Genomic DNA, 25447 nt, shown 5'->3' with positions numbered 1-25447 from the left:
TAACTAATTCGGCAAATCACTCAGGACCGCCCAATCAGGACCGAAATGAACACGCCCTTTGACGAAGAACCTCACCGCCGACCGGGCCTGTTTTCCCGGCTGCGCGCGTCATTCCTGACGGGCATCGTTGTCATTGCACCGGTTTGGCTGACCATCTGGCTGATCTGGTCCGTCGTGGGCTGGATCGACAGCGCGGTCTTGCCGCTGATCCCGCAGAAATTCCAGCCCTCCGAATATGTGGGCATCAACCTGCGCGGTGTGGGCGTGGTGATCTTCCTGATCTTCACGGTGCTGGTCGGCTGGATCGCCAAGGGCATTCTGGGCCGCTCGCTGATCCATTTCGCCGAAAGCCTTGTGAACCGGATGCCTGTGGTGCGGTCGGTCTATTCGGGCATCAAGCAAATCTCGGAAACGGTCTTTGCCCAGACCGAACGCTCTTTCGAGAAAGCCTGCCTGATCCAATATCCCCGCCGGGGCATCTGGGCGATTGGCTTTGTGTCGACCACCGCCCGGGGCGAGGTCAGCGACCGCGCCGAGACCGGTGGCAACCTGCTGAGCATCTTTGTTCCCACTACGCCCAACCCGACCTCGGGGTTTTTGCTGTTCTTCCCCGAAGAGGACGTGATCCTGCTGGACATGTCCATCGAGGATGCCGCCAAGCTGGTGATCTCGGCCGGGCTGGTTTACCCCAACGACAAAGATCCGACCCAGCCGCCGGAATAATCAGCTGAACATTTCGGGCAGATTGACGGTGCTTTTCTGACCCAGATCATCCTTGTGATCGGCGAGAAAACGATCCGCGGCCTTGCGGCCCGCCTCTTTCAGTTTGTGCAGGATCACCGGGTTCGGCACTGTTTTGGTCGCCACCGACAGATCGTTCATCAGATCGTCATCGGCAATCATATGAACCAGAACGCGGCTCATCTCACCGGCCTGCAGCTTGCCCTCGGCCAGCAGGCGCTGCACAAAACTGATCGCGCGCAACTCGCGGAACAGGGATGAGTTGAAGCTGATCTCATTCACCCGGTTCTGGATTTGCTGCGGGGTCTTCGGCACCTCGTCACGCTCCAGCGGGTTGATATTCACGATAACGACGTCATCTGGCAGGTCTTTATTGAACAAAGGATACAGCGCCGGGTTGCCGGTGTATCCCCCGTCCCAATAGGCTTCGGTCCGGCCCGATTTGGGATCAAAGATTTCAACCGCCTGAAACAGCGTCGGCAAACAGGCCGAGGCCAAAATCGCGTCGGTTGAAATCTCATCCCCGGTAAAAACACGAATCTTGCCGCTGCGCACGCAGGTGGCGCACACGTGTAGCTGCGGGCCGTCATCCGCACAGACCTGATCGAAATTGAACCGGTCGACCACCGGCTCCAGCGGATTGCGGTAGAACGGGCCATAGGCATAAGGCGAAACCAGCCGCGACCACGCATCGCCCACGGAAAAGGGCAGCGAATATTCCATCGCCTGCGCGACCTGAGCGGGTTCAATCGCTTGCATCCAGTTGGCCAACCGCATGTCTCCCACGGCGCCCATCCGCTCCCACAATCCGTTCAGGTTGGCACGCGCCCCGTCGCGTCCATCACGCACCATGCCAGACTTGAATGCCGCCCCGTTCAACGCCCCGGCCGAGGTTCCGGTGATCGCCGCAACCTCGATATCCTCTTCATCCAGAATCCGATCCAACACGCCCCAGGTAAACGCCCCGTGCGCGCCACCGCCTTGCAAAGCCAGATTGATGCGTTTCACCGAAAAACTCCTGACTCAGAGCGCGGTCCAGCCGCCATCCACAGAAATCGTCGTCCCCGTGATCTGCGCCGCCGCGTCCGAGCATAGGAATTGCACCGTTCCGCCAAGCTGTTCAACCGTCGCAAACTCTTTGGATGGCTGGCGCTGCAACATGACGTTTTTGATGACGTCCTCACGGCTCATGTTGTATTCCTTCATCGTATCAGGGATTTGCGCCTCGACCAGAGGCGTCAGCACATAGCCCGGACAGACAGCGTTGCAGGTGATCGGCTCCTGCGCCGTCTCCAAGGCAACCGTCTTGGTCATACCCACAACCCCATGCTTGGCCGCCACATAGGCCGCTTTGAAAGGCGAGGCCGTCAGGCCATGAGCCGAGGCGATATTGACCACACGCCCCCACCCGGCCTGCCGCATCACCGGCAGCGCCGCAGCAGTTGTATGAAAGGCCGAGTTCATGTTGATCGCGATGATCGCGTCCCACTTGTCGACCGGGAACTGATCAATCGGCGCGACGTGCTGAATGCCGGCATTGTTGACCAGAATATCGCAGGCCCCGGCCTGCTCGATCAGGGCGCGGCACTCATCACCTTTGGACATGTCAGCTTTAATGTATCGCGCCTTTGTACCGGTCTCATTTGAAATCTCTTCGGCTAGGGCATGGTCTTCATCCCTGTCGGTGAACGAGTTCAAAACCACTTTCGCCCCGGCCTTGGCCAGCTCGCGCGCGACGCCAAGTCCGATACCAGAATTCGACCCCGTGATAATCGCCGTTTTTCCCGTCAGGCTCATGCCGCCTCTCCCTTGCAAATCACTTTGGACGCACAGTGCCATGCTGCACCTGCAAAGGGAACGGGAAACATCGAAGCCTAGTTTCAGACATGCATACCGCCCAAAAAAAACGCCCGCACGAAGCGGGCGTTAAGTTATTGAGGCAGGTTTCATACAGGCAAGAAACCTATCGAGCAGTGCATCCTTTATAAGCAATTCCACGCCTTCGTCCAAGCTAAAAGTTTGATAATAAGAAAAATCATCGGTACGATAAATCCCAACAAAATAAGGCCAGAGCAGGATTGTTTCCAAAATGAGCCCCGATTTTCTCCGCCCCGTTCGCTTTGTGATCACGGGAATCACTATTGTTTTTGCCGCTGCGTCAGGCAATGCAGAATCGGCCCATGGCATAGCTATGTACGGCGACCCGGCACTACCACCGGATTTTGTGTCTTTGCCCTATGCAAATCCAGACGCGCCAAAAGGCGGTAAAGTCGTTTTCGGAAATACGGGCGGCTATAACAGTTTGAACCCGTTTGTGCAAAAAGGGACCCCCCCGTGGCAATTGCGATTTTGGACCCATGAAAGCCTTATGGGGCGATCTTGGGACGAACCTTTCACTCTTTACGGGTTGTTAGCCGAATCAGTCGACACTGCGCCGGACCGCTCTTGGGTCGAATTTACGCTGCGCGAAGACGCTCGCTTCTCGGATGGAACATCGGTCACGATCGACGATGTCATCTGGTCGTATGAGATATTGGGAACTGAAGGTCACCTGCGCTATCGCGGGTTGTGGGACAAAATAGACAGTATCGAACAGACCTACCCCCGCTCTGTCAGGATCACCTTCAATGAACCCGATCGCGAATTGGCCCTGATCGCCGGTCTGAGACCTATCCTTCAAAAAGCGCAGTGGGAGGGAAAGGATTTCGCGAATGCCCCGTTGCAAGACATTCCCCTAGGTACCGGACCGTATTTGGTCGACAGCTATGAGGCTGGCCGCTACGTGAACCTGCGTCGCAATCCAGATTACTGGGGGGCAGATATTCCCTTCCGCCGCGGCACGATGAACTTGGATGAAATACGGATTGAGTTCTATGGCGACGGGACTGTCCTGTTCGAAGCCTTCAAGGCCGGAGAACTGACGGCCGTTCGTGAGTTCAACGCGGACAAGTGGGACACGCAATATACATTCCCGGCAATTCAGCGTGGAGATGTCATCAAGACCGAGATACCCCACGGCAAGCCCTCAGGAATGACAGGGTTTGTGATAAATACACGCAAGGCGCCGTTTGACGATTGGCGTGTACGCGAGGCATTGATGCTGGCGTTCAACTTCGAGTTCATCAACGACACAATCACTGGCGGCGCCCAACCAAGGATCACTTCGTATTTCTCAGGCTCGGAATTGGCCATGCAACCCGGCGCGGCGACGGGGCGGGTTGAGGAGCTTTTGCTGCAATTCGAGGAGGATTTGCTGCCAGGCACCCTTGAAGGGTATTCTCTGCCCGAAGGCGACGGATCCGCGCGCAACAGGGCCAATATCCGCAAAGCATCCCAATTGCTTGCCGAAGCTGGGTGGACCATTCAAAATGGAATGCTGCGCAACGCGGAAGGTAAGCCATTCACACTTAACGTCCTCTTGCAACAAGGCGACAGCGAGGGTGAGACCGCAATCGAAATCTATTCCCGCGCACTGGAACGCCTTGGGATTCAGGTCAACATCGAACAAGTCGACAGCGCTCAGTTCACTGGACGAACTGGCGATCTGGATTTCGACATGACCTTCTTCCGCCGAGCGCTGTCGTTGTCGCCCGGCAATGAACAACGCTTGTACTGGGGTAGCGACAATGCCGACTCTCAAGGAACACGCAACCTGATGGGCGTGGCGTCACCTGCTGTCGACGGGTTGATCGACGCTATGCTGGCATCAGAAAGTCGCGAGGACTTCGTGGCCGCCACACGGGCGTTGGATCGGGTTCTGACCGCTGGTCGTTATGTCATTCCAATCTGGAACTTCGATGTCGGGCGTATCGCGCATGCCAAAGAGTTGAAGCAGCCAGAGGTCCTGCCAATCTACGGCGACGGGCCGGAGTACATGCCTCAGGTTTGGTGGTACGAGCCCTAGCGGCTTTCAACTCTGGCACCTGAAGGTCAGAAAAGGCCCTCGGCGGAAATCAGCACAATCTGCAACATTCCCCACATGATGTATGTTGCAGATACTCACCCACCATAAGCTGCTTACACCTTTGAATTTCATCAAATTCACAAGAACCGTAGAAATACCTTTACGAAATACATCTTTGCGTTGTAGCCTTTTGACAGAGACACGCTTCTCGCGGCCATAATATTCATTTGTTTTTAATACCATAACCTTCCACCTGCCGCGCGGCGCACAACAATCACGGACCAGCCTCCACTCACTCCAAACACCGGTCCGTCGGCCCGTTGCGGTTTGCCTGCAACGGGCTTTTTTGTATTGCGCCCAAAGCACCTTAAGGGTGCGACATTTTGTCATGCGACCCGCGCAGCCCCCCCTTCGTAACCTATTGGAGGGCCGGGCAGCGATGGAACCTGAAAAACGGGATGCGAACAGATGTTGAACTGGACTGACCTGACGCAAGACTGGGATGCGATGTACGCGCGGGCAAAACGGCGTTTTCCGAACCTGCGCGAACAGGACAAGACGCAACTCAGCAAAGATCGCAAGGGATTTGAAGCCTATCTGGCCAAGCGCCACCACCTGACCGTGAATGAAGCTCGGGAAGAGCTGGAAGACTTCCTGTTCACCGAAGGACTGAACCGCGAGTTCAGCCGCGGGCTAGGCAAGTGACGTCACCCAAAGGATCATCGCGTCCTCATCACTGACAGATACGACGTTGTGCCCCATGCTGCCGTCGTAATAAGCGCTGTCGCCACGGCGCATTTCGACCGGTTCATAGAATTCCGTATACAGCCGCACGACCCCAGTCAGCACATACAGAAATTCTTCACCGTCATGACGCACCCAGCCGTCGAATTCATCCATTGACCGGGCACGAACGCGGGCGCGGTAAGGGAGCATCTGCTTCTTTGTCAGCGTTTCGGCCAGCAATTCATGCTCATAGGTGGTGGTCGGGTGTGCCGCGCCCTCGCCCATCCGCGTGACTGACATCCGCCCGATCACCTGTTCGCGCTGCGGAGGCGTGAACAGCTGAGGCACTGAAATCTCCAACCCGACGGCCAGTTTTTTCAGCGCGTCATAGGTAGGGGACATTTGCCCGTTCTCGATCTTGCTAAGCGTCGAGCGCGCCAGCCCCGCCTGCGTGGCCGCCTGTTCCAGCGTCCAGCTGCGCGCCTTGCGTAATTCGCGCACACGGGCACCCAGGTCCAGCGGCTCTAGTTCCGTGTGTTCTCCGGTTTCGCGCGCGATGCGGATCAGCGATGTCTGGTCTTCTTTGCTCATGCGTCTTTCTATAGGGGCAGGCTGTCCCGCTTGCAACGCGGCAGTCGTCACGTTAGCCAAGGCCCATGCTGTCTGTGTTTGATCAAGGCCCTCCCCCGCCCTGTCCCGCGCCTTTCAATCTGGCGGCCCATGTGTTGCGTCATGCAGATCGTCTGGCGGAAAAGACGGCCTTGTCCGTCATCGGCGGAGATGATCCTCAGGACTGGACCTATGCCGCGCTCAAACAGGCTATTCTGGGAACAGGCGCCGGGCTGCTTCAGGCCGGGTTGCACCCCGGCGATATCGCGTTGATGCGCCTTGGAAATACTGTTGATTTCCCCATCGCCTATCTAGGAGCAATCGCAGTTGGGATTGTACCCGTTCCTACGTCGTCGCAGCTGACTGCGCCCGAGACGGCGAAGATCATTCAAGATCTGAACCCCACCGCCGTGCTCCGAGACCCCTCGGTCGCATGCCCGGATCACCCGATGCAGATCACCCTGCCAGACCTTGCCGCGATGCGGAACCTACCGCCCGCCGCGTTCCAGATGGGTGACCCCGAGCGTTTGGCCTATGCGGTCTATACGTCTGGTACTTCCGGTAAACCGCGTGCCGTGGCGCATGCACATCGTGCGATCTGGGCGCGACAAATGATGGTCGACGGCTGGTATGGGCTGCGCGAGGATGACCGACTGTGTCATGCGGGCGCATTTAACTGGACCTACACCTTGGGCACGGGGCTAATGGACCCCTGGACCATCGGAGCGACCGCGTTGATCCCCGACCCCGGCACCGCGCTTACCTCACTGCCAAATGTGATACGCGACCACAGGGTCTCGATCTTTGCAGCCGCGCCGGGCGTATTTCGCAAAATTGTCTCATCGACTGGCACTTTGCATTTGCCCGAACTGCGCCACGGCTTATGCGCAGGCGAAAAGCTGTCGCCAACTCTGCACCAGCATTGGCTGCGCGCCACAGGGACTGAGCTGTTCGAAGCCTACGGAATGTCTGAATGCTCGACCTTCATCTCGTCCAGCCCCAACCATCCGGCACGGGGTGAGGCGCTGGGACAACCGCAACCCGGTCGCCGTGTGGCGATCCTGGGCCCGGATGGTCCGGTCCCGCAGGGTCAGGAAGGCACCATCGCCATTCACCGCGATGATCCGGGTTTGATGCTGACCTATCTGAACGCCCCGGACGAGGCACAGGCCCGGATGCAGGGTGACTGGTTTCTGACCGGCGATCAGGGCGCCATGGCCATAGACGGTCAGATCACCTATCTCGGGCGCGATGACGACATGATGAACGCGGGCGGCTATCGCGTGTCACCTGTCGAGGTTGAAGCCGTGTTGTCGCAGCTTCCCGGCATCACACAGGTCGGCGCTGCCGCAGTCGAGGTCAAACAGGACACGTTCCTGATAGCAGCCTTCTACACCGGGCCGGAAAAGCTGGACGAGACGGTCCTGCGCACCTATGTGGAGGCCAACCTGGCGCGGTACAAACAACCCCGCGCTTTCATCCACCTGCCCGAGCTTCCGACTGGCGGCAACGGAAAACTCCTGCGCCGGGCGCTTCCGGCCTATTTCAAGGCGAGCCAACCATGACCCAGACCGTCAAGCTTGATATCATGTCCGATCCGATCTGCCCGTGGTGTTACATCGGCAAAACACATCTGGATAAGGCATTGGCCGCGGTCCCTGATCATCCGTTCGTTATCGAGTGGCACCCTTTCCAACTGAACCCCGACATGCCCGATGCTGGTATGGACCGCCGCGAATACCTCGAACGCAAGTTCGGTGGCAAAGAGGGCGCGGTGCGCGCTTATGCGCCGGTGGTGGAACACGCCGAAAACGCAGGTCTGAAAATCGACTTTGAAGGGATGAAGCGCACCCCCAACACGCTGGACGCACATCGCCTAATTCACTGGGCCGGGATCGAAGGCAAACAGACCCAGGCCGTGGACGCCCTGTTTGATGCCTATTTCGTGCAGACCCGTGACATTGGCGACCATGAGGTTCTGGCCGATATCGCAGATACAATCGGCATGGACGCCGCTGTCGTTCTGAAATTGCTCAAGTCAGACGCGGACCGGGAAGATATCAGCAACCGCGACAGCCACTCACGTCAGATGGGAGTGAACTCGGTCCCCACCTTTATCGTGGCCAACCAGCATGCGGTTCCCGGTGCGCAACCGCCCGAGATGTGGGAACGTGTAATCGCTGACATCATGTCTCAACTTGAGGCTTCCTCTGCAAATTAGCACAGCCCCCTGTGCATCGACATGGCTGGCGCCCCCTGACTGCGCGTGATAGCGCGAACAGATCAGGAGGGCCCAATGGCGCATCGTATGTCACGCGGAGAGTTTGTCGCGCTTGTCGCAATGATGTTTGCGACGATCGCCTTTTCCATCGACTCGATCCTGCCTGCGCTGCCTGATATCGGCGCGCAATTCAGCCCTGATGACATCAACAAGGCGCAACTGATCCTGACCTCGTTTGTGTTGGGGATGGGTATCGGCACATTCTTCACTGGCCCGTTGTCAGACGCGTTTGGCCGCAAACCCGTAATCTATGTGGGCTCGGCGCTTTACATTGTGTCTGCGGCGGTGGCTTGGGCCAGCTCATCGCTTGAGATGTTACTCATCGCCCGCATTTTCCAGGGAATGGGTTGTTCCGCCCCGCGCGTGGTTGCGATGGCCATCATCCGCGACCTCTATTCCGGGCGTGAAATGGCGCGCATCGTCTCTATCGCTATGATGATCTTTACTCTGGTCCCTGCGATTGCTCCGATGATGGGCGCAGGTGTCATCGCTTTGACGGGATGGCGCGGCATTTTCGTATGTTTCATGCTATTTTCGCTGATCACCATCGTCTGGATGGGCCTGCGCCTTCCCGAGTCTCTGACACCCGAGAACCGCCGCCCCCTGCGCTTTCCGCTGATGCTGGATGCGGCGCGTCAGATGTTTGCCCATCCCTCGGTCCGCGTGTCGATTTTGGTTCAGACCCTGTGCCTTGGAATGCTGTTCACGATGCTGACAATGGTCCAGCAGGTCTATGGCGAGATCCACGACAGCGCCCATAGCTTCCCGTTTTGGTTTGGTTTCGTCGCGCTGATGTCCGGCTCGGCCAGCCTGTTGAATGCGGCGCTGGTGGTACGGTTGGGAATGCGGCGCATTGTGACCTGGGTATTGGGCGGTCAGATCCTGTTTACTTCATCTGTACTGCTGCTGAATTCATTCGACCTGTCGGCCAACCTCTCCTTCGCGCTGTTCGTCAGTTGGCAAACGGCGGTGTTCTTCATGGCCGGAATGACCATGGGTAACCTCAACGCCATCGCGATGGAGCCGATGGGCCACATCGCTGGCATGGCGGCCTCGGTCATCGGCGCGGTCTCAACCGTTCTGGCTGCGGTCATTGCCGGTTCGATCGGGTTGCTGTTCGATGGGTCCATTCTGCCGCTGGGCGCTGGCATTCTGACCATGAGCACACTGGGTTTCGTCCTGATGTTGCATATGGGGCGGATCGAAAACCGACTGCCTGCCTGATCTGTGCAAGATTTTTAAATCGCGCTAGGCTTCTCCCAACCCGAGGGGAGAAGCCGATGAGCGATTATTACGATTTGGGCACGTATTCCTGCCCGGTCACCACCACCTCGCCCGAGGCACAGCTGTGGTTCGACCGAGGATTAAACTGGACCTATGGCTATAACCATGACGAAGCGGTCGTTTGCTTTCAAAAGGCTGCCGATGCCGACCCCGACTGTGCGATGGCATATTGGGGGATCGCTTATGCGGCAGGGCCAAATTACAACCTGCCTTGGGATTTGCGCGATGATCGAGGGCAGAAAAAGGCGCTGGCGCTGGCCTATGACGCGACCCAGCAGGCGGTTGCTTTGGCAGACAGTGGGTCACCAGTCGAGCAGGCCCTGATCCACGCCCTGCCCGCGCGATATCCTCGGCGCGATCCGATCCCCGACATGCATGTCTGGGACCACAACTTCGCCGACGCCATGCGCCAAGCCTTTGCCGCACAGCCCGATCATCTGGACCTGCGAACGATCTATGTCGAGGCGCTTCTGAACCTGACCCCCTGGCAAATGTGGGACTTGAAAACCGGCCATCCCGCCAAAGGTGCCGCCACAGTCGAGGCGCAAGCGGCGCTGGAAGACGCCATGGCACATGGTCCCGCTGCTATGTCGCATCCAGGTCTGCTGCATCTCTATGTGCATCTGATGGAGATGTCGCCGACCCCTGAAAAAGCCCTGAAAGCGGGCGACGTCCTGCGCACCCTGGTCCCCGATGCCGGCCATCTGGTGCACATGCCCACCCATATCGACGTGCTATGCGGCCACTATCACAACGTGGTCCATTGGAACGAAAAGGCCATCGAGGCCGACCTAAAATATTACGAGCGCGAAGGCGCGTTCAATATCTATACAGGCTACCGTCAGCACGACTACCACTTCGTCATCTACGGCGCGCTGTTTCTGGGACAGATGGAACCTGCCCTGCGCGCCAATCAGGGCCTTTGGGACACCACACCCGAAGACATGCTGCGCATCGAAAGCCCGCCCATGGCCGATTACTTCGAAAGCTATATGTCCATGGCCCCCCATATCCTGATCCGCTTTGGTCGATGGGATGAGGCCAAGGCGCTGGACCTACCCTCCGACCCTGACCTATATCGCACGCTGACCGCGACCACGCATTACGCCCGCGCGATTGCCTATGCCGCGACCGGAGACGTGGCCGAGGCCGAAACCGAAGAACAACTCTTTCTATCAGCCAAATCCCGCGTCCCCGAAACTCGTCTGATGCACAACAACCGTGTTGTAGACCTGCTGGAGATCGCCCGAGAAATGCTGCGGGGTGAGATCGAATACCGAAAGGAAAACTACGACGCGGCCTATGCCCACCTGCGCCGCTCGGTCGAATTGGACGACAACCTGCCCTATGACGAGCCATGGGGCTGGATGCAACCCACCCGTCATGCGCTAGGCGCTCTTTTGTTCGAACAAGGCCACGTAAACGAGGCCGAAGCCGTCTATCGCGAAGACCTTGGCCTTGGCGGCACACTCAGCCGCGCCTCGATCCACCCGGACAACGTCTGGAGCCTCAAGGGCCTACACGATTGCCTCAAGGCGCGGAACGAAACGGTCGAAATCCAACAGATCAGACAACGGTTGGACCTTGCCTTGGCTCGGGCTGATCGGGCAGTCGCAGCCTCATGTTTCTGCGCCCAAGTCGCGATGCAAAGCTAAATCGCGCTGATGCGCGATGCCTCCGGCGGAGGTATTTTTAGCCAGATGAAACTGGGATCCCTTGTTCATCTGGCCCGAAATACCTCGGGGGAGTCGCGCGGCACGCGCGGCGGGGGCAGCGCCCCCTGCACCGGCATCAGCCTGCTTTGGCCTTCTTTTTCTGGGCGATGACTTTCTCGGCCAGATCACGAGCGATGGCAAAAGCCCCTTTGATCTTGTCACCATCATTCTTCCAGTCGCGCCGCACAACGATCTTGTTGTCCTTTACCTTGGCCATGCCGCGCTGGTTTTGAATGAACTCAACCAGCCCCTGCGGAGACGCAAACTTGTCGTTGTGGAATTGAATGGTCGCGCCCTTCGGCCCCCCGTCCAGCTTGGCGATACCTGCGCGTTTGCACATGGCTTTGATGCGGACGACCAGCATCAGAGTGTTCACCTCTTTGGGCAGCTTGCCGAACCGGTCGATCAATTCCGCCGCAAAGCCCTCTAGCTCAACTTTGGTCGACAGCGAGGACAAGCGACGGTACAGACCCAGACGCACGTCCAGATCGGGTACGTAGTCTTCTGGGATCAGGACCGGCACACCCAGATTGATCTGCGGCGCCCATTGGTCGTCGCTGTCGGACAGCCCCTCCATCTCGCCGGATTTGATCTTGGCAATCGCCTCTTCCAGCATGGACTGGTAGAGTTCATAACCCACGTCGCGCATCTGACCCGATTGCTCCTCGCCCAGCAGGTTGCCAGCGCCACGAAGGTCCAGATCCTGTGAGGCCAGCGTGAACCCGGCCCCCAGCGTATCCAGCGAGCCCAGTACGCGCAGGCGTTTCTCGGCCGTGGCGGTCAGTTTCTTACGCGGTTTGGTGGTCAGGTAAGCATAGGCGCGGGTTTTTGAACGCCCCACCCGGCCGCGAATTTGATAGAGTTGTGACAGGCCGAACATATCCGCCCGATGCACGACCATCGTGTTTGCGGTGGGGATATCCAACCCGCTTTCCACAATCGTAGTCGCCAGCAGCACATCGTATTTGCCGTCGTAGAAAGCGTTCATGCGGTCATCAAGTTCCCCCGCCGCCATCTGACCGTGGGCAACCACATAAGTCAGTTCGGGCAGTTGCTCTTTCAGGAACTCTTCGATCTCGGGCAGGTCCGAGATGCGCGGGACCACATAGAAACTCTGCCCGCCACGGTAATGTTCGCGCAGCAGGGCCTCGCGGATGGTGACCGCGTCGAACTCGCTGACATAGGTGCGGATGGCCAGACGGTCGATGGGCGGCGTGCCGATGATCGACAGGTCGCGCACCCCGGTCAGGGACAGTTGCAGAGTGCGCGGGATCGGCGTGGCGGTCAGGGTCAGGACGTGGATGTCGCTGCGCAACTGTTTCAGGCGCTCTTTGTGGCCGACACCGAAATGCTGCTCTTCGTCGATGATCAGCAGGCCCAGATTGTTGAAACGGATGCCCTTGGCCAGCAGTGCGTGGGTGCCGATCACGATATCGACTGTGCCACGCGCCAGGCCATCGCGGGTTTGTTGCGCTTCTTTCGCAGATACAAACCGCGACAACTGCCGCACCTCCAGCGGGAACCCCCGGAAGCGTTCTTTGAACGAGGCCGCGTGTTGGCGCGCCAGAAGCGTGGTCGGCGCAATCACCGCCACCTGCACGCCAGACATGGCGGCGACAAAGGCGGCGCGCATGGCGACTTCGGTCTTGCCGAAACCCACATCGCCGCAGATCAGGCGATCCATCGGCGCGCCGGAATGCATGTCCTCAATCACCTCGGAAATCGCGCGTAACTGGTCGTCGGTCTCCTGATAAGGAAAGCGCGCGCTGAACTCCTCCCACGCGTGGGGCGGCGGGTCCATCACCGGCGCTTTGCGCAGCGCACGTTCGGCGGCTATGCGGATCAGCTTGTCCGCCATCTCGCGGATGCGCTCTTTCAGCTTGGCTTTTTTAGCCTGCCATGCGCCGCCGCCCAAGCGGTCCAGCAACCCTTCGTCATGGCCGTATTTCGACAGCAGCTCGATGTTTTCGACCGGCAGGTACAGCTTGGACCGTTCGGCATATTCCAGCAGCAGACATTCATGGGCGGCACCGGCGGCGGTGACGACCTCCAACCCCTGATAGCGGCCGATGCCGTGATCCACGTGCACCACTAGATCGCCGGGCGTCAGAGATTGGGTCTCGGTCAGAAAGTTCTCGGCCTTGCGGCGTTTCTTGGGTTGGCGGATCAGGCGGTCGCCCAGCACGTCCTGCTCGGCGATGACAGTCAAATCGGGGGTCTCAAACCCATGCTCCAGCGCCCAGACGGCCAGATGCAGCCCGCGTTTGCCGACGCGGGTGCCGTCGGTGACTGGGATCGCCTCGGCCAGACCTTCGTCTTCGATCAAACCGGTCAGGCGTTCTCGCGCGCCTTCGGAATAAGACGCGATCAGCACCGGTCCCTTGGCCATCTTGTCCGTGATATGCGCGGCCAAAGCCCCAAACAGGCTGATGCTTTCCTGCTGCCGTTCGGGTGCAAAGTTGCGTCCGATCCGCCCGCCAGCGTCGATCACGCCCGGCCCGCTGGCCTGAGGTAAAGGGCTGAATTGCATCACCCGACGATCGCCGACAGCAGCCTCCCACGCGGCATCGTCCAGATAGAGCAGACCCGGCGGGGTCGGCTTATAGACCGTGTCCATACGGGATCGGTTTTCCAGCGCCAGACGTCGGGTTTCATACTGATCGGCAATCGTGTCCCACCGCGCCAAACGCGCGGGCGTGACCTGATCATCGACGGTGATCGAGGCTTCGGGAAGGTAGTCGAACAGCGTCTCCAGCTTATCGTGGAAGAAGGGCAGCCAGTGTTCAATGCCCTGATGTTTGCGCCCTGCGCTGACCGCCTCGTACAGAGGATCATCGGTGCCCGCCGCGCCGAACTCGATGCGATAGTTCTGGCGGAAACGCGTGATGGCGGCCTCATCCAGAATGACCTCGGAGACCGGGGCCAGTTCTACTACGTCCAGCTTTTCGGTGGTGCGCTGCGAGACGGGATCGAACCGGCGCGCGCCGTCCAGAACGTCCCCGAACAGGTCCAGACGCACGGGGCCGGACTCGCCCGGAGGGAAGATGTCGATGATGCCGCCGCGAATGGCATAGTCGCCCGGCTCCATCACTGTGGGGCTTTGGGTGAAACCCATGCGGACAAGGAAATTGCGCAGCGCGGCCTCATCCACGCGGTGATCGACGCGGGCAGTAAATGCAGCCTCGCGCAGAACCTCGCGCGCGGGCACGCGCTGGGTCGCTGCATTCAGCGTGGTCAGCAGCACAAACCGATCGGGCATCTGATGCACCAAGGCGGCCAGCGTTGCCACGCGGGCGGCAGCGATATCGGCATTGGGCGAGACGCGGTCATAGGGCAGACAATCCCAGCCCGGAAATACAAAGACCGGCATATCGGGCGCAAAGAACGCCAACGCGGCGCGCATCGCTTCAAGCCGTTTGTCATCACGCGCCACATGGCATACCGGTCCGCCCGAGCGGGTGATCTCATTCAGGACAAGCTGCGCGTCAAACCCTTCGGGCGCGCCGCCAACCGTGACATGGTTCGGAGCCTTCATCGCCCTGCCTTTCCGAATTCTCTATCCCAGAACGCCAATCGAAAAGTTCTGATACATACCCCAGAGCGAGGTGAACAAGATCGAAATCATTCCGACAATCTGCGTATAAATCCTGCACCGGGTCAGTATTTTGGCAACCGGTTCAAGACCAACCTCGGTTTGCTGCAACTTACGAGCCGCCGAGATGTTGATTAGCATGACCAAACCGACCGGAAACAACAACAAGAATACCGCCTGTGCAAGTTCAATCCCGTAGTAAAAGCCAAGCGTAGCCAGCCCTGTGAAAAAGAAACAGCCAAACGCCAGAATAACCAGTCCCGAAACCTCGACGATGTAAATCAGCCGATTAACGTTAATCCGAACGATATCCAACAGATCCTGCTCTGCCTGACCTCCGTTGCGACGGGCGCGCGAAACGAGATCAAACGGAACCCCCATCGCCCAGTGGCTAGCCGAAGACCAAAGCACCGCCAGCACGATCCAATACCAAAGATTGGAAAAGCTGCGCATGTCAATGACTTCAAAGATCGAAGAGTATAAGTTCACGCATCGGCCCCTTGTTCACTGTCACCAGGGACCCTCTTCGCACCGGCGCGTCCATCGTTACCCTTGAGACTACGCGGAATTCATGCCACCCAATGCGGGAATATTCAAGGAGAGTGCGACATGAAACCCACCATCGCCCCCTATCCCCTGACCCGCTTTCGCAGGGCCCGTCAATCGCCAGCCATACGCGGCTTGGTGCGCGAGAATACTTTGACCACGGATGATCTGATCTGGCCGGTCTTTGTCCGCGACGGAGAAGGTGTAGAAGAGCCCGTACCATCTATGCCCGGCGTGGTCCGCCGTTCGGTCGATTTGATCGCAAAGGCCGCTGTCGAGGCACAGGCGCTTGGAATCCCGGCAATCTGCATCTTTCCTTACACCGATCCCGGCCTGAAAACCGAGGACTGTGCCGAAGCCTGGAACCCTGACAATCTGTCCAATCGGGCAATACGGGCCATCAAGGCAGCTGCGCCTGATATCGCAGTAATGACCGACGTGGCGCTGGACCCCTACAACATCAATGGCCATGACGGCTATGTCGTAGATGGCGAGATTGTGAATGACCAGACCGTCGAAGCATTGGTCAAAATGACACTCGCGCAGGCCGAATCCGGAGCAGACATTATCGGCCCCTCGGACATGATGGATGGTCGGATCGGAGCGATGCGTCAGGCGTTGGAAGCGGCAGGGCACCATAATGTAATGATCCTGAGCTATGCTGCCAAATACGCCAGCGCCTTTTATGGTCCGTTCCGCGATGCGGTGGGTGCCTCAGGCGCGCTGACCGGTGACAAAAAGACCTATCAGATGGACCCGGCAAACTCGGACGAGGCCCTGCGGTTGATTGAACGCGACCTGACCGAAGGCGCGGATATGGTGATGATCAAACCCGGGATGCCCTATCTGGACATCTGCCGCCGAGTAAAGGACACCTTCGGGGCACCGACCTACGCCTATCAGGTCTCGGGCGAATACGCGATGGTTCAGGCCGCGGCGCAGAACGGGTGGATCGACGGGGAAAAAGTGATGCTGGAAAGCCTGCTTGCCTTCAAACGCGCGGGGTGTGACGGCATCCTGACTTATTTCGCACCGGCAGTCGCCAAGCTGTTGCAAGGGCAATAGACATATTGTCGCGAATTTTCGCCGATTGTGATCAGTACGGGGCCAGCTTTCCCGTGACACACAGAATCAATCAGCGTATCCTTGCAGATAAGATCGGGAACACCCGACAATTCAGGCAGTTATACAGAGAAAAAACATGAGCAGTTCCAACTCCCCCCGACTAAGCCGTCGTGGCTTTGCCATTGGCATGGCCGGCCTGACCCTGACTGCCGCTTGCGGCAACGGTGTCGGCAATTCGAACGCAGCCACGATTGATGCGCGTGTCGATGCGACTTTGACCGAAATGTACGCGCGCTACCCCAACACGGTCGAGATCGCCGAAAAGGCCAACGGCATGCTGGTCATGCCTTTGATCACCGAAGCCGGATTTGTATTTGGTGGCGGATATGGCCGCGGCGCACTGCGTATCAACGGCGCCACTGTCGATTATTACTCGGCGGTCAAAGGCACCGCCGGGCTGCAGATCGGGGCGCAGCAATATGCACATGTCCTGTTCTTCATGACGCAAGACGCGCTAAACGATTTCCGCCGTTCCAGCGGTTGGACCGCTGGGGCCGATATCGGCTATGTGGTCAGCGATCAGGGCGATAGCCTGTCGACCGACACAACGACACTGCGCTCGCCGGTGTTAGCTGCTGTATTTGGCCAAGCCGGCCTGCAGATTGGCGCCACCGTAGAAGGCACCAAATACACACGGGTCATTCCTTAAGACCCGAACCGGAGACCCCCGGTTTCGCCCCGCCCTGACCCCGGTCAGTGGCGGGGTTTGCTTTTCGTAACGGCGCGGTGGAACAAACTGCCCGCGCTGCTCTTTCGGTTCGCGATGGGTTCCTTTACTCTTGCGCCACTCGACGGATGAACAGGAAATTGGACCGCAGATGGCTATAGTATTTCGCTGGCTGGTGCGTATCGCATCGGGCCTCGTTCTGTTAACTTTGGCCGCTGTCCTGCTGGTGTATTTTCTGGCCAGTCAATCCTTGCCGGAATATGATCAGACGGTCGAAGTTCAGGGCCTGACAGCCCCGGTCGAGATCGTCCGCGACACCGCAAATGTTCCTCATATATTGGGTACGACTGACCCGGATGTGTACTTTGGGCTGGGCTATGCGCATGCTCAGGACCGGCTTTGGCAGATGACCGTGCTGCGCAGAACCGCACAGGGACGTTTATCCGAGGTTTTTGGCGCGCGCACCGTTCACATCGACAAACTGTTGCGCAGACTGGACCTGTACGGGCTGGCCCATCGCTCGGTCACGGTTCAGGACGACTATACCAAAGCAGCCCTGCGGGCGTATGCTTCGGGGGTAAACGCACGTCTGGCCGAGATCAACGAAAGCGCGTTGGGTCGCGGCGCACCCGAGATGTTCCTGTTCAACGCGCCGGTCTCTCCTTGGCAACCCGGCGACAGCCTAGCGGTCATCAAGCTGATGGCATTGCAACTGTCCGGACATCTTGAGGATGAGGTGCTGCGGGCGCGCACATCGCTAATGCTGAACGATGCCGAAAGACTGGCTGATATTTTACCCGATGTTCCGGGGTCGGGGATCGCAGCCCTACCCGAATACGCAACTTTGTTTCCCGGCGTTCCCCGCTACGCGGCGGGCACCCCAAAGCCCGATACCCCGTTATCCCCATTTCCCGAGCGCGGACTGGCCGGAGCCTCAAACGCCTGGAGCGCCGCACCTTCACGTTCGGCCATCGGGGGCACCTTGCTGGCCAATGACCCGCATCTGGGCTTTACAGCGCCAGGCATTTGGTATCTGGCCCGGCTGCAGCTGGCCAAGGGTGGCGTGATCGGGGCAAGCATCCCCGGCGTTCCTGCAATCATGACCGGGCGCAGCGATCGTCTGGGATGGGGGCTGACATCGTCCTATCTGGACGACCAGGACATACATATCGAACAGCTCAACCCCGACAACCCCGAAGAATACCTGACGCACGACGGTTTCAAACAGTTCCGCAGCCGTCCATCGATCATAGAAATAAAGGACGAAGCGCCCATTACACTGACTTTGCGATGGACAGAGAACGGACCTGTCCTGCCCGGCAGTGACTTTGACTTGGGAGCCATCACTCCTCCGGGGCATGTAACGTCGTTGTCGTGGACTGCGCTCAGCGCGCAGGATACCTCGATGTCGGCTTCAATGGCGCTGATGAATGCGGACACAGTGCGACAGGCGATTGACACGGCCGAGCTTTTCATTGCTCCGTCCCAGAACCTTTCGCTGGTCGATACGGATACCATTGGTATGAAACTGATCGGCGCGATGCCCCGCCGCGACCTGCGAAACCAAAGCCGGGGACGCATTCCGACACCGGGTTGGCTGAACGAGAACCGCTGGCAGGGACGTCTGCCCTATGGCGATAACCCCGAATTCGTGGCCCCTGCAGGCGGTATATTAGGTAATACCAACAACAAGGTGATCAACCGCCCTTTCCCGCGACATGTGTCGTATGAATGGGGCGATACCCAACGCATTCACAGATGGGAAAGGCTGATGCAATCGCGCGAGGTCCATACGCGCGACAGCTTTATCGAGGCACAGCTGGACACCGTAAGCTTCACTGCGCGGTCCCTGTTGCCGCTGATCGGGGCAGATTTGTGGTTCACCGGAGCTTCGGCCCCCGAAGGTACACCGGAACGGCAACGTCAGATTGCACTTAATTTGTTGGCCGAGTGGAATGGCGAGATGAACGAACATCTGCCTGAACCTTTGATCTATGCGGCGTGGCTGCGGGCGCTTCAGATCCGTTTGATCTCGGACGAATTGGGGCCGATCGCGGCAGAGTTTAAACATGTCGAGCCGCTGTTCATTGAACGCGTCTATCGGAACATTGATGGCGCGGCGGTCTGGTGCGACGTTCGGCAAAGCGCACCAACGGAAACATGTAGTGATATGGCCCGCCTTGCACTGGATGATGCGCTGATCTGGATCACCGAGAAATACGGCGGCGCGCTGCAATCCTTACGCTGGGGCGATGCGCATCAGGCGACCCATGATCACCCGGTTCTGGGCTCGGTCCCGGTTCTGCGGTTCTTTGTCAATATCCGCCAATCCACCAGCGGCGGAGACAATACTTTGCTACGCGGGCGCACCTCGGGCGAAGGGCCGGACCCGTTCCAGAACGTTCATGGTGCAGGATATCGGGGCGTCTATGATTTTGCCGACCCCGACAGCTCGGTCTTTATAACGGCAACTGGTCAGTCGGGTCATTTTCTATCCCGCTATTATGATGATCAAGCCCAACTGTGGCGCCGCGGAGAGTATATTCCAATGTCACTGGACCTTGATCTCGCCCGCGCGGCTGCGGTCGGCGTTACCAACCTGATCCCACGCTAATTTCCCCTGTTCGGCAAGACCTTGCCCCTTTTTTCAGCTTACGTGGACGAAAGCGGTGGTTTTGCCGTACCCTCCCCTAAGGCAAAGACATTTGGTTTGGGGGTATTTATGGCCAGCATTCGGGATAGGTTGAACAATCTCGCGCGCGATTATGCGATTGCCTGGAGTTCAGGCTACCCTGACGAAGTGGCGCGGTTTTACGCTCCTGACGGGCAAATCACGATAAACCGAGGAGAGCCGATTGTCGGACCGGCCGCAGTTGCTGAAATGGCGCGCGGGTTCTACGCAGACTTTCCTGACCTCGAGGTGCGCTGCGACATGATGCGATGGGCAGGAAGTCACGCCATCTTTGTTTGGACATTGGAAGGTCATCACGCGCAAACCGGCAACCATGTCATCGCCCGCGGCTGGGAAGAGTGGGAATTGACCGAGGACCACAAGGTGAAAACCTCGCTGAGATGGTGCGACGCCGACGATTATCAACGCCAGATCGACGGGAAATAACGCCTAAAGCGCTGCGAATTGCGCGGCTTGCTTGTCCGTCCATAGAACGGTCAGTTCGAAACCATCCTCGGTCTGTTTTTCGGCCCGAACCACGTCCTGACGGAACAACCATGCCCGCTTGTCCCCCTCGGCATAGCCCAGCAATAGCGTCATTTCGTGTCGCACGCCTTGAAGCTTGGTCGCGATGTCGGCCAAAAGCGGGCCAACCCCTTCTCCTGTGACCGCCGAAAGCGCGTAAACCTCAGGGTCACGATCCGCACGGGCAACAGCTGCTTCGCGTTCCTCGGGGTCCAACAGATCAATCTTGTTCCAGACTTCCAGACGCGGGCGGTTATCCTCGACCCCAAGAGACGTCAGGATGGTTTCGACATCCTGCGCTTGTGCTTCAGTCTCTTCGTGGCTGATGTCGCGGACATGGACGACGATATCGGCACCCAGAACTTCCTCTAACGTGGCGCGAAAGGCAGCCACCAGCTCGGTCGGCAGATTCGAGATAAACCCCACCGTATCCGACAGGATCACCTCGGGACCATCAGACAGTTCAACCCGGCGCATAGTTGGATCAAGCGTGGCAAACAGCATGTCTTTGGCCATCACTTCGGCACCGGTCAGACGGTTGAACAAAGTGGACTTGCCCGCGTTGGTATAGCCCACCAGCGCCACAATCGGATACGGCACCTTGGCACGGGCCGCACGATGCAGGGTGCGGGTTTTGACAACTTTCTGCAATTGCCGCCGCAAGCGAACAAGTTGTTCGTCAATCGCACGGCGGTCAGCCTCGATCTGGGTCTCACCCGGACCGCCGACAAAACCCAAACCGCCCCGCTGTCGTTCAAGGTGGGTCCAGGCGCGTACCAATCGTGTCCGTTGATAGCTGAGTGCGGCCATCTCGACCTGTAGAACACCTTCACGTGTTCGGGCGCGGTCGCTGAAAATCTCGAGGATCAGTCCCGTCCGGTCGAGGATTTTGACTTTCCACGCCTTTTCAAGGTTGCGCTGTTGGACAGGCGTCACCGGACCGTCGATCAGCACCAGTTCGATCTTGTTGTCATGCAGCCGCTCGGCCAGTTCTTCGATCTTGCCACTGCCGAACAACAAACCGGCCTGCGCCCGCGGCAAGCGCACGATTTCTGACCCGACCACGTCAAGGTCGGGCAAAGCAGCGGCCAAAGCAACCGCTTCTGCCAGCGCCGGTTCGGGGACACGGCGCTGTTCATCTGACTTGATTTCCGGATGCAGCACCCAGGCGCGGGTGCGCGTCCTGTCATGTTCCATCAAGAGGCGTCTTCGCCCTCATACAGGTTAATCGGCTGTGATGGCATGATGGTCGAGATCGCATGCTTGTAAACCAGCTGCGACTGTCCGTCGCGGCGCAACAACACGCAAAAGTTATCAAACCACGTGATCACACCTTGCAATTTCACACCGTTGATCAGGAAGATTGTGACCGGGACCTTTGCCTTACGTACATTGTTCAGGAACGCGTCCTGCAGATTCTGTCTGTCCGAAGCCATATTTTTATAAACTCGCCATTGTTCTTGCTACGCGCTGCGGACCAACGCGCTCCCTCTGGCGGAGTATGGAGTGTCGTTAACCGAGTTTCCAGATGAAAAATCAATCATTAACACGAGTGTTGATTCTCAGTCCCGCCACAAGGACGGTGTGATCAAGGCGATAATTGCCAGTGTCTCAAGTCGTCCAATCACCATGGCGGCGCACATTGTCAGCTTTGCGCCCCCCGATAGATCAACCAGTCTGATGGGCACGTCAGTCGCCAACTCGATCAAAGGGCCCGTAGTGCTAAGGGCGGCAACGGTCAAAACCATCGCCTGTTCGAACCCCGCGCCCATTGCTGCCAACAACAAGTTGAACAATGCAGCCGTCAACGCGAACATCATCAGAAAGATCCACGCAATAAAGGCGCCGTCGCTTTGGATGCGCTTATTTCCGCCCCCGAGCCCGCTAACAGAAGACGGGTAGATCAGCCTGTCGATCTCGCGCGCACCGTTCAGGTAGAGAGCAAACACACGCAGCAGCTTAACCCCTCCGGCTGTGGTCGCGACACCACCGCCAATCAGCGCGATTCCCAACAGAACAAGACCCGGAGTTCCCAACCCAGACAACTGTTGCGCATCGTTCCAGTTTGCACTTTCGAACCCAGCGGTGGTCAAAAAGGACAATACTGTGAAAACCATACCCCAGATCACACTGAGCGCTTGAACCGGCGTCAGTTGGTTGCCGATTTCATTCACTCCGGCCCAAACGCGGGTGAACAACAGTGCGGCGACCGCGACAACGATCATAAGGCCGATCCGGAACTCGGGGTCTTTGTCCAACCGCGAATACCCGGTTGTTGCCGTATCGGTGGAAAACGTCAGACGCGACAACGCGAAGAAAAGGAACAGAAAGATGATCGCCTCACCAGTGATCCCGGCCTGCGCTCCTTCCAATCCCCCAACCGGAGAGATACCCGACGTCGCCATCGTGGACATCGCATGACAAATCGCGGTCAGGCCGGTTTCCCCGGTTATCAGCAGCAACAAACAGATCACCAGCGTTAACCCGGCATAAACCGGGGTCAGCGTCCGGGTTACGCGGATCAGACGGCCGCGCGGATCAACACGTTCACTTTGCGCCACGCCCGTCACAGGGCGTCCCGGCTGACCACGGGCCGTTACCTCGAACCCGCCCAGCGACAACGGCGCAAGAATGGCCGCCGCCGAAATCCACATCAGCAACCCGCCCATCCACCCTACTTGGGCCCGCCACAGATGCAGAGGGGCGCTCAACCGTTCAGGGTCAGGGAAGATATCCGCCCCCGTGGTCGTCATCGCGCTAACCATGTCGAAATAAGCATTCAGAAAAGTCGTGTTCCCCATCGCATCATGCAGCGGGACCGCTAGAAACAGTGGCAGCACCGTGAAACATGCCAGCAGCACGGCCAATTGCCCAAGAGTTCCCCGGCGAGGAATACGATTGGATGAGGCCAACGCAATCGTGGCCACCACGAACAAACCAAGCAATCCAGAGTAGAAGAACGACCGCGAGGTATCATGATCATTCAAAGCCAGCGCATAAGCCGCAGGTATCCACATCGACACCGCGGCGATGCCCCAGATCAACAAGAACAACGGCAAGCGCCGCACCAGTCCGATCTGATGTGCAACAACCCGCGCCATCAGAAGAAATCAATCGAAACCTGCATCAAGCGCTCGACCTCTGGCACATCCTTGGCCATTGCAAAGATCGCGACCACGTCTTTTTCCTCGATCCGCAGACTGCCCGAGGGACGCACCAACTCATCACCCTTGCGGACCGCACCCACCAGAACACCTTCGGGGAAGTCAATGTCGCGCAGCCTTTGCCCGGCCATTGGAGAGGTCGAGAGGACTTCGGCCTCGATCACCTCGGCCTCGGCGTCCCCAATCGAATAGACCTGCCGCACCCGCCCGTGCCGGATATGGCGCAGGATCGAACTGACCGTTGTCGCGCGCGGGTTGATATATGCATCAATGCCAAGCGGCCCCATCAGCGCAACCATACTGGGGTCATTGATCAAAGCAATCGCCAATGCGCATCCTTCAGCTTTGGCTCGCACGGCAGCCAGCATGTTGGCCCGGTCGTCATCCGTCACGGCCAGCATGGCATCCGCCCGTTCGATCCCGGCCTCACGCAGCAGCGCAGCGTCCAGACCATCGCCGTTCAGAACAATTGTCCGCTCCAATGCTTCGGCAGCCTGTTCTGCACAACTGCGGTCCCGCTCGATAATCTTGGCGCGGACACGACTTTCGCGTTCTTCCAATGTGCGCGCGACTTCCAGCCCGACATTGCCGCCACCAACGATCACCACGCGATCCTGTTTCCTTTGCGCTTTGCCGAAAACCTCCATCGTGCGGTCCACGTCTTTGACATTGGTAAAGACATAGCATTCGTCACCAACGAACAGCTGATCTTCGGATTCCGGCGCAAACAACGTACCCTCGCGCCGCACCCCGACAACGATGGAACTGAGCGTCGAAAACAGATCCGTCAGCTGCCTCAGGGGCGTGTTCACGATCGGGCAATCCTCATCGATACGGATGCCCAAAAGCTGTGCCTTCTCATCCATGAACATCTCGGTATCGAAAGCCGAAGGCGCCGAAAGGCGGCGCATGGCGGCAGCGGCCACCTCGCGCTCGGGACTGATTACGACGTCTATCGGCAGGTGATCCCGACGGTAGAGATCTGAGTGAATAGCTTGCAGGTAGGATTTTGACCGCAAACGCGCAATCTTGCGCTGGATCGAAAAAACGGAATGCGCCATCTGACAGGTGACCATGTTCACCTCGTCCGAATGGGTCGCGGCAATGATCATCTCGGCATCGCGCGCACCAGCGCGTTCCAAGACATCCGGGTAGCTGGCAAAGCCGGCAATGCCCTGAACGTCCAGCGTTTCAGTAGCCCTGCGGACAAGATCAGGGTTATTGTCCACTACCGTCACGTCGTTCAATTCGCCCGACAGATGCCGTGCAATCTGCCAGCCTACTTGGCCAGCGCCGCAAATGATGACCTTCATATCGTGGGCCCTTCTGCCTGAACGTTTTGAATGACAGATGGTCCCGAAGTGGTCAATTGAATTGTAAAATCCCAAAGGTCAGGGCATTCTAAGTCCATGAAAACAGTAATTCGTTTACTCATTCCTTTGACAGTCCTGACCGCATGCGGACCATTGTCGATGTACTATCGCGAGGGCGAAAGTGTATCGCGCGTGCAGACCGAGACGACGCAATGTCAGGTGCAGGCCCTGAATGATGCGCCAGTCGCCAATCAAGTTCGTCAGGGGCCGCCGACTTATTGGCCGGGACGAACATATTGCGACAGCCGCGGCCGATGCCACCGCACTGGCGGTTGGTGGCAACCTGGTCAGATCTACACAGTCGATGTCAACCAAGGCCTGCGCAACACAGTCGAAGCACAGTGCATGGCTGCCAAAGGTTATCGCCCGATCAGCCTGCCGCCTTGTAAGCAAAGCGTTAAAAGCCGCGTGCCCGCCGTTCGCACAACCGAACTACCACCCCTGAGCACCGAGTCCTGTTTCGTCAAATTTGACGATGGCTCTTTCCAGATCATCACACCTGGCCAGGCGGGTTAAAGACCCGG

At 58.4% G+C, this 25447-nt stretch carries 21 protein-coding genes; 12 read left to right on the top strand and 9 right to left on the bottom strand.

Translation table 11 applies throughout. The annotated features are described in order from the left end of the window. Positions 1–45: 45 nt before the first annotated feature. Positions 46–723 carry a DUF502 domain-containing protein gene (locus tag ACR3EG_RS09320; protein ID WP_480495126.1) on the top strand — a complete coding sequence of 226 codons (678 nt, stop codon included), beginning with the start codon at positions 46–48 and terminating at the stop codon, positions 721–723. Here ACR3EG_RS09320 and ACR3EG_RS09315 read toward each other — a convergent pair whose 3' ends face one another. Both ACR3EG_RS09315 and ACR3EG_RS09310 read right to left on the bottom strand, forming a co-directional pair. After that, positions 724–1749: a patatin-like phospholipase family protein gene (locus tag ACR3EG_RS09315; RefSeq protein ID WP_480495124.1), complete on the bottom strand. Its 1026-nt coding sequence runs from the start codon at positions 1747–1749 to the stop codon at positions 724–726. It lies immediately after the preceding gene. A gap of 15 nt (positions 1750–1764) precedes the next feature. Then, complete coding sequence (locus ACR3EG_RS09310) at positions 1765–2538, bottom strand: 3-hydroxybutyrate dehydrogenase (protein ID WP_480495122.1); 774 nt, start codon at positions 2536–2538, stop codon at positions 1765–1767. A gap of 292 nt (positions 2539–2830) precedes the next feature. Between ACR3EG_RS09310 and ACR3EG_RS09305 the strand changes: the two genes are divergently transcribed. Further along, positions 2831–4645: an extracellular solute-binding protein gene (locus tag ACR3EG_RS09305; protein WP_480495120.1), complete on the top strand. Its 1815-nt coding sequence runs from the start codon at positions 2831–2833 to the stop codon at positions 4643–4645. Between the two features lie 468 nt (positions 4646–5113). Next, the gene (locus ACR3EG_RS09300; protein WP_170354327.1) at positions 5114–5350 is read left to right on the top strand and encodes a hypothetical protein; all 237 of its coding nucleotides are present in this window, start codon (positions 5114–5116) and stop codon (positions 5348–5350) included. Here the strand turns inward: ACR3EG_RS09300 and ACR3EG_RS09295 are convergent. Then, positions 5339–5962, bottom strand: a complete 624-nt coding sequence (locus tag ACR3EG_RS09295; RefSeq protein ID WP_170354328.1) for a helix-turn-helix domain-containing protein — start codon at positions 5960–5962, stop codon at positions 5339–5341. The two genes, ACR3EG_RS09300 and ACR3EG_RS09295, sit on opposite strands and share 12 nt — an antisense overlap. A gap of 65 nt (positions 5963–6027) precedes the next feature. Here ACR3EG_RS09295 and ACR3EG_RS09290 point away from each other — a divergent pair, with 65 nt between their 5' ends. From ACR3EG_RS09290 to ACR3EG_RS09275, 4 genes are all read left to right on the top strand, one after another. Then, complete coding sequence (locus ACR3EG_RS09290; protein WP_480495117.1) at positions 6028–7545, top strand: class I adenylate-forming enzyme family protein; 1518 nt, start codon at positions 6028–6030, stop codon at positions 7543–7545. Then, the gene (locus ACR3EG_RS09285) at positions 7542–8201 is read left to right on the top strand and encodes a DsbA family oxidoreductase (RefSeq protein WP_480495115.1); all 660 of its coding nucleotides are present in this window, start codon (positions 7542–7544) and stop codon (positions 8199–8201) included. The genes ACR3EG_RS09290 and ACR3EG_RS09285 overlap by 4 nt, the downstream gene beginning before the upstream one ends. A 75-nt stretch (positions 8202–8276) precedes the next feature. Further along, entirely contained in the window at positions 8277–9485 is a 1209-nt protein-coding gene (locus ACR3EG_RS09280) for a multidrug effflux MFS transporter (RefSeq protein WP_480495113.1), read from the top strand. A 56-nt stretch (positions 9486–9541) separates the two neighbouring features. Then, entirely contained in the window at positions 9542–11200 is a 1659-nt protein-coding gene (locus ACR3EG_RS09275) for a tetratricopeptide repeat protein (RefSeq protein WP_480495111.1), read from the top strand. A 136-nt stretch (positions 11201–11336) separates the two neighbouring features. On the opposite strand, the gene mfd is transcribed toward ACR3EG_RS09275, so the two are convergent. Beyond that, positions 11337–14795: a transcription-repair coupling factor gene (gene mfd, locus ACR3EG_RS09270; RefSeq protein WP_480495109.1), complete on the bottom strand. Its 3459-nt coding sequence runs from the start codon at positions 14793–14795 to the stop codon at positions 11337–11339. A 21-nt stretch (positions 14796–14816) separates the two neighbouring features. Beyond that, positions 14817–15341 carry a component of SufBCD complex gene (locus ACR3EG_RS09265; RefSeq protein ID WP_480495107.1) on the bottom strand — a complete coding sequence of 175 codons (525 nt, stop codon included), beginning with the start codon at positions 15339–15341 and terminating at the stop codon, positions 14817–14819. 120 nt (positions 15342–15461) lie between these two features. On the opposite strand from ACR3EG_RS09265, the gene hemB reads away from it, so the two are divergent. From hemB to ACR3EG_RS09245, 4 genes are all read left to right on the top strand, one after another. Further along, positions 15462–16463 (top strand): porphobilinogen synthase, encoded by a 1002-nt coding sequence (gene hemB / locus ACR3EG_RS09260; protein ID WP_480495105.1) that lies wholly within the window; start codon positions 15462–15464, stop codon positions 16461–16463. 136 nt (positions 16464–16599) lie between these two features. Next, positions 16600–17172 (top strand): lipid-binding SYLF domain-containing protein, encoded by a 573-nt coding sequence (locus ACR3EG_RS09255; RefSeq protein ID WP_170752849.1) that lies wholly within the window; start codon positions 16600–16602, stop codon positions 17170–17172. 169 nt (positions 17173–17341) lie between these two features. Further along, the gene (locus ACR3EG_RS09250) at positions 17342–19804 is read left to right on the top strand and encodes a penicillin acylase family protein (protein WP_480495103.1); all 2463 of its coding nucleotides are present in this window, start codon (positions 17342–17344) and stop codon (positions 19802–19804) included. A 108-nt stretch (positions 19805–19912) separates the two neighbouring features. Beyond that, on the top strand, positions 19913–20308 hold the full coding sequence (locus ACR3EG_RS09245) for a nuclear transport factor 2 family protein (RefSeq protein ID WP_480495101.1): 396 nt from the start codon (positions 19913–19915) through the stop codon (positions 20306–20308). A 3-nt stretch (positions 20309–20311) separates the two neighbouring features. On the opposite strand, the gene hflX is transcribed toward ACR3EG_RS09245, so the two are convergent. The 4 genes from hflX to trkA form a co-directional block, all read right to left on the bottom strand. After that, positions 20312–21583, bottom strand: coding sequence for a GTPase HflX (hflX, locus tag ACR3EG_RS09240; RefSeq protein WP_480495099.1), 1272 nt, complete (start codon positions 21581–21583; stop codon positions 20312–20314). Then, positions 21583–21822 (bottom strand): RNA chaperone Hfq, encoded by a 240-nt coding sequence (gene hfq, locus ACR3EG_RS09235; RefSeq protein ID WP_005982826.1) that lies wholly within the window; start codon positions 21820–21822, stop codon positions 21583–21585. Before hfq ends, hflX begins: the two co-directional genes overlap by 1 nt. Before the next feature lie 126 nt (positions 21823–21948). Beyond that, a complete protein-coding gene (locus ACR3EG_RS09230; RefSeq protein ID WP_170354340.1) occupies positions 21949–23487 on the bottom strand; it encodes a TrkH family potassium uptake protein in 1539 nt (512 codons plus the stop codon). After that, entirely contained in the window at positions 23487–24863 is a 1377-nt protein-coding gene (gene trkA, locus ACR3EG_RS09225; protein ID WP_170354341.1) for a Trk system potassium transporter TrkA, read from the bottom strand. The genes ACR3EG_RS09230 and trkA overlap by 1 nt, the downstream gene beginning before the upstream one ends. 96 nt (positions 24864–24959) lie before the next feature. On the opposite strand from trkA, the gene ACR3EG_RS09220 reads away from it, so the two are divergent. Beyond that, on the top strand, positions 24960–25439 hold the full coding sequence (locus ACR3EG_RS09220) for a hypothetical protein (protein ID WP_209194490.1): 480 nt from the start codon (positions 24960–24962) through the stop codon (positions 25437–25439). The last annotated feature ends 8 nt before the right edge of the window (positions 25440–25447 follow it).

The sequence above is a fragment of the Ruegeria sp. AM7 genome, assembly GCF_056535965.1.
This window is presented reverse-complemented; position numbering and strand designations above follow the sequence as displayed.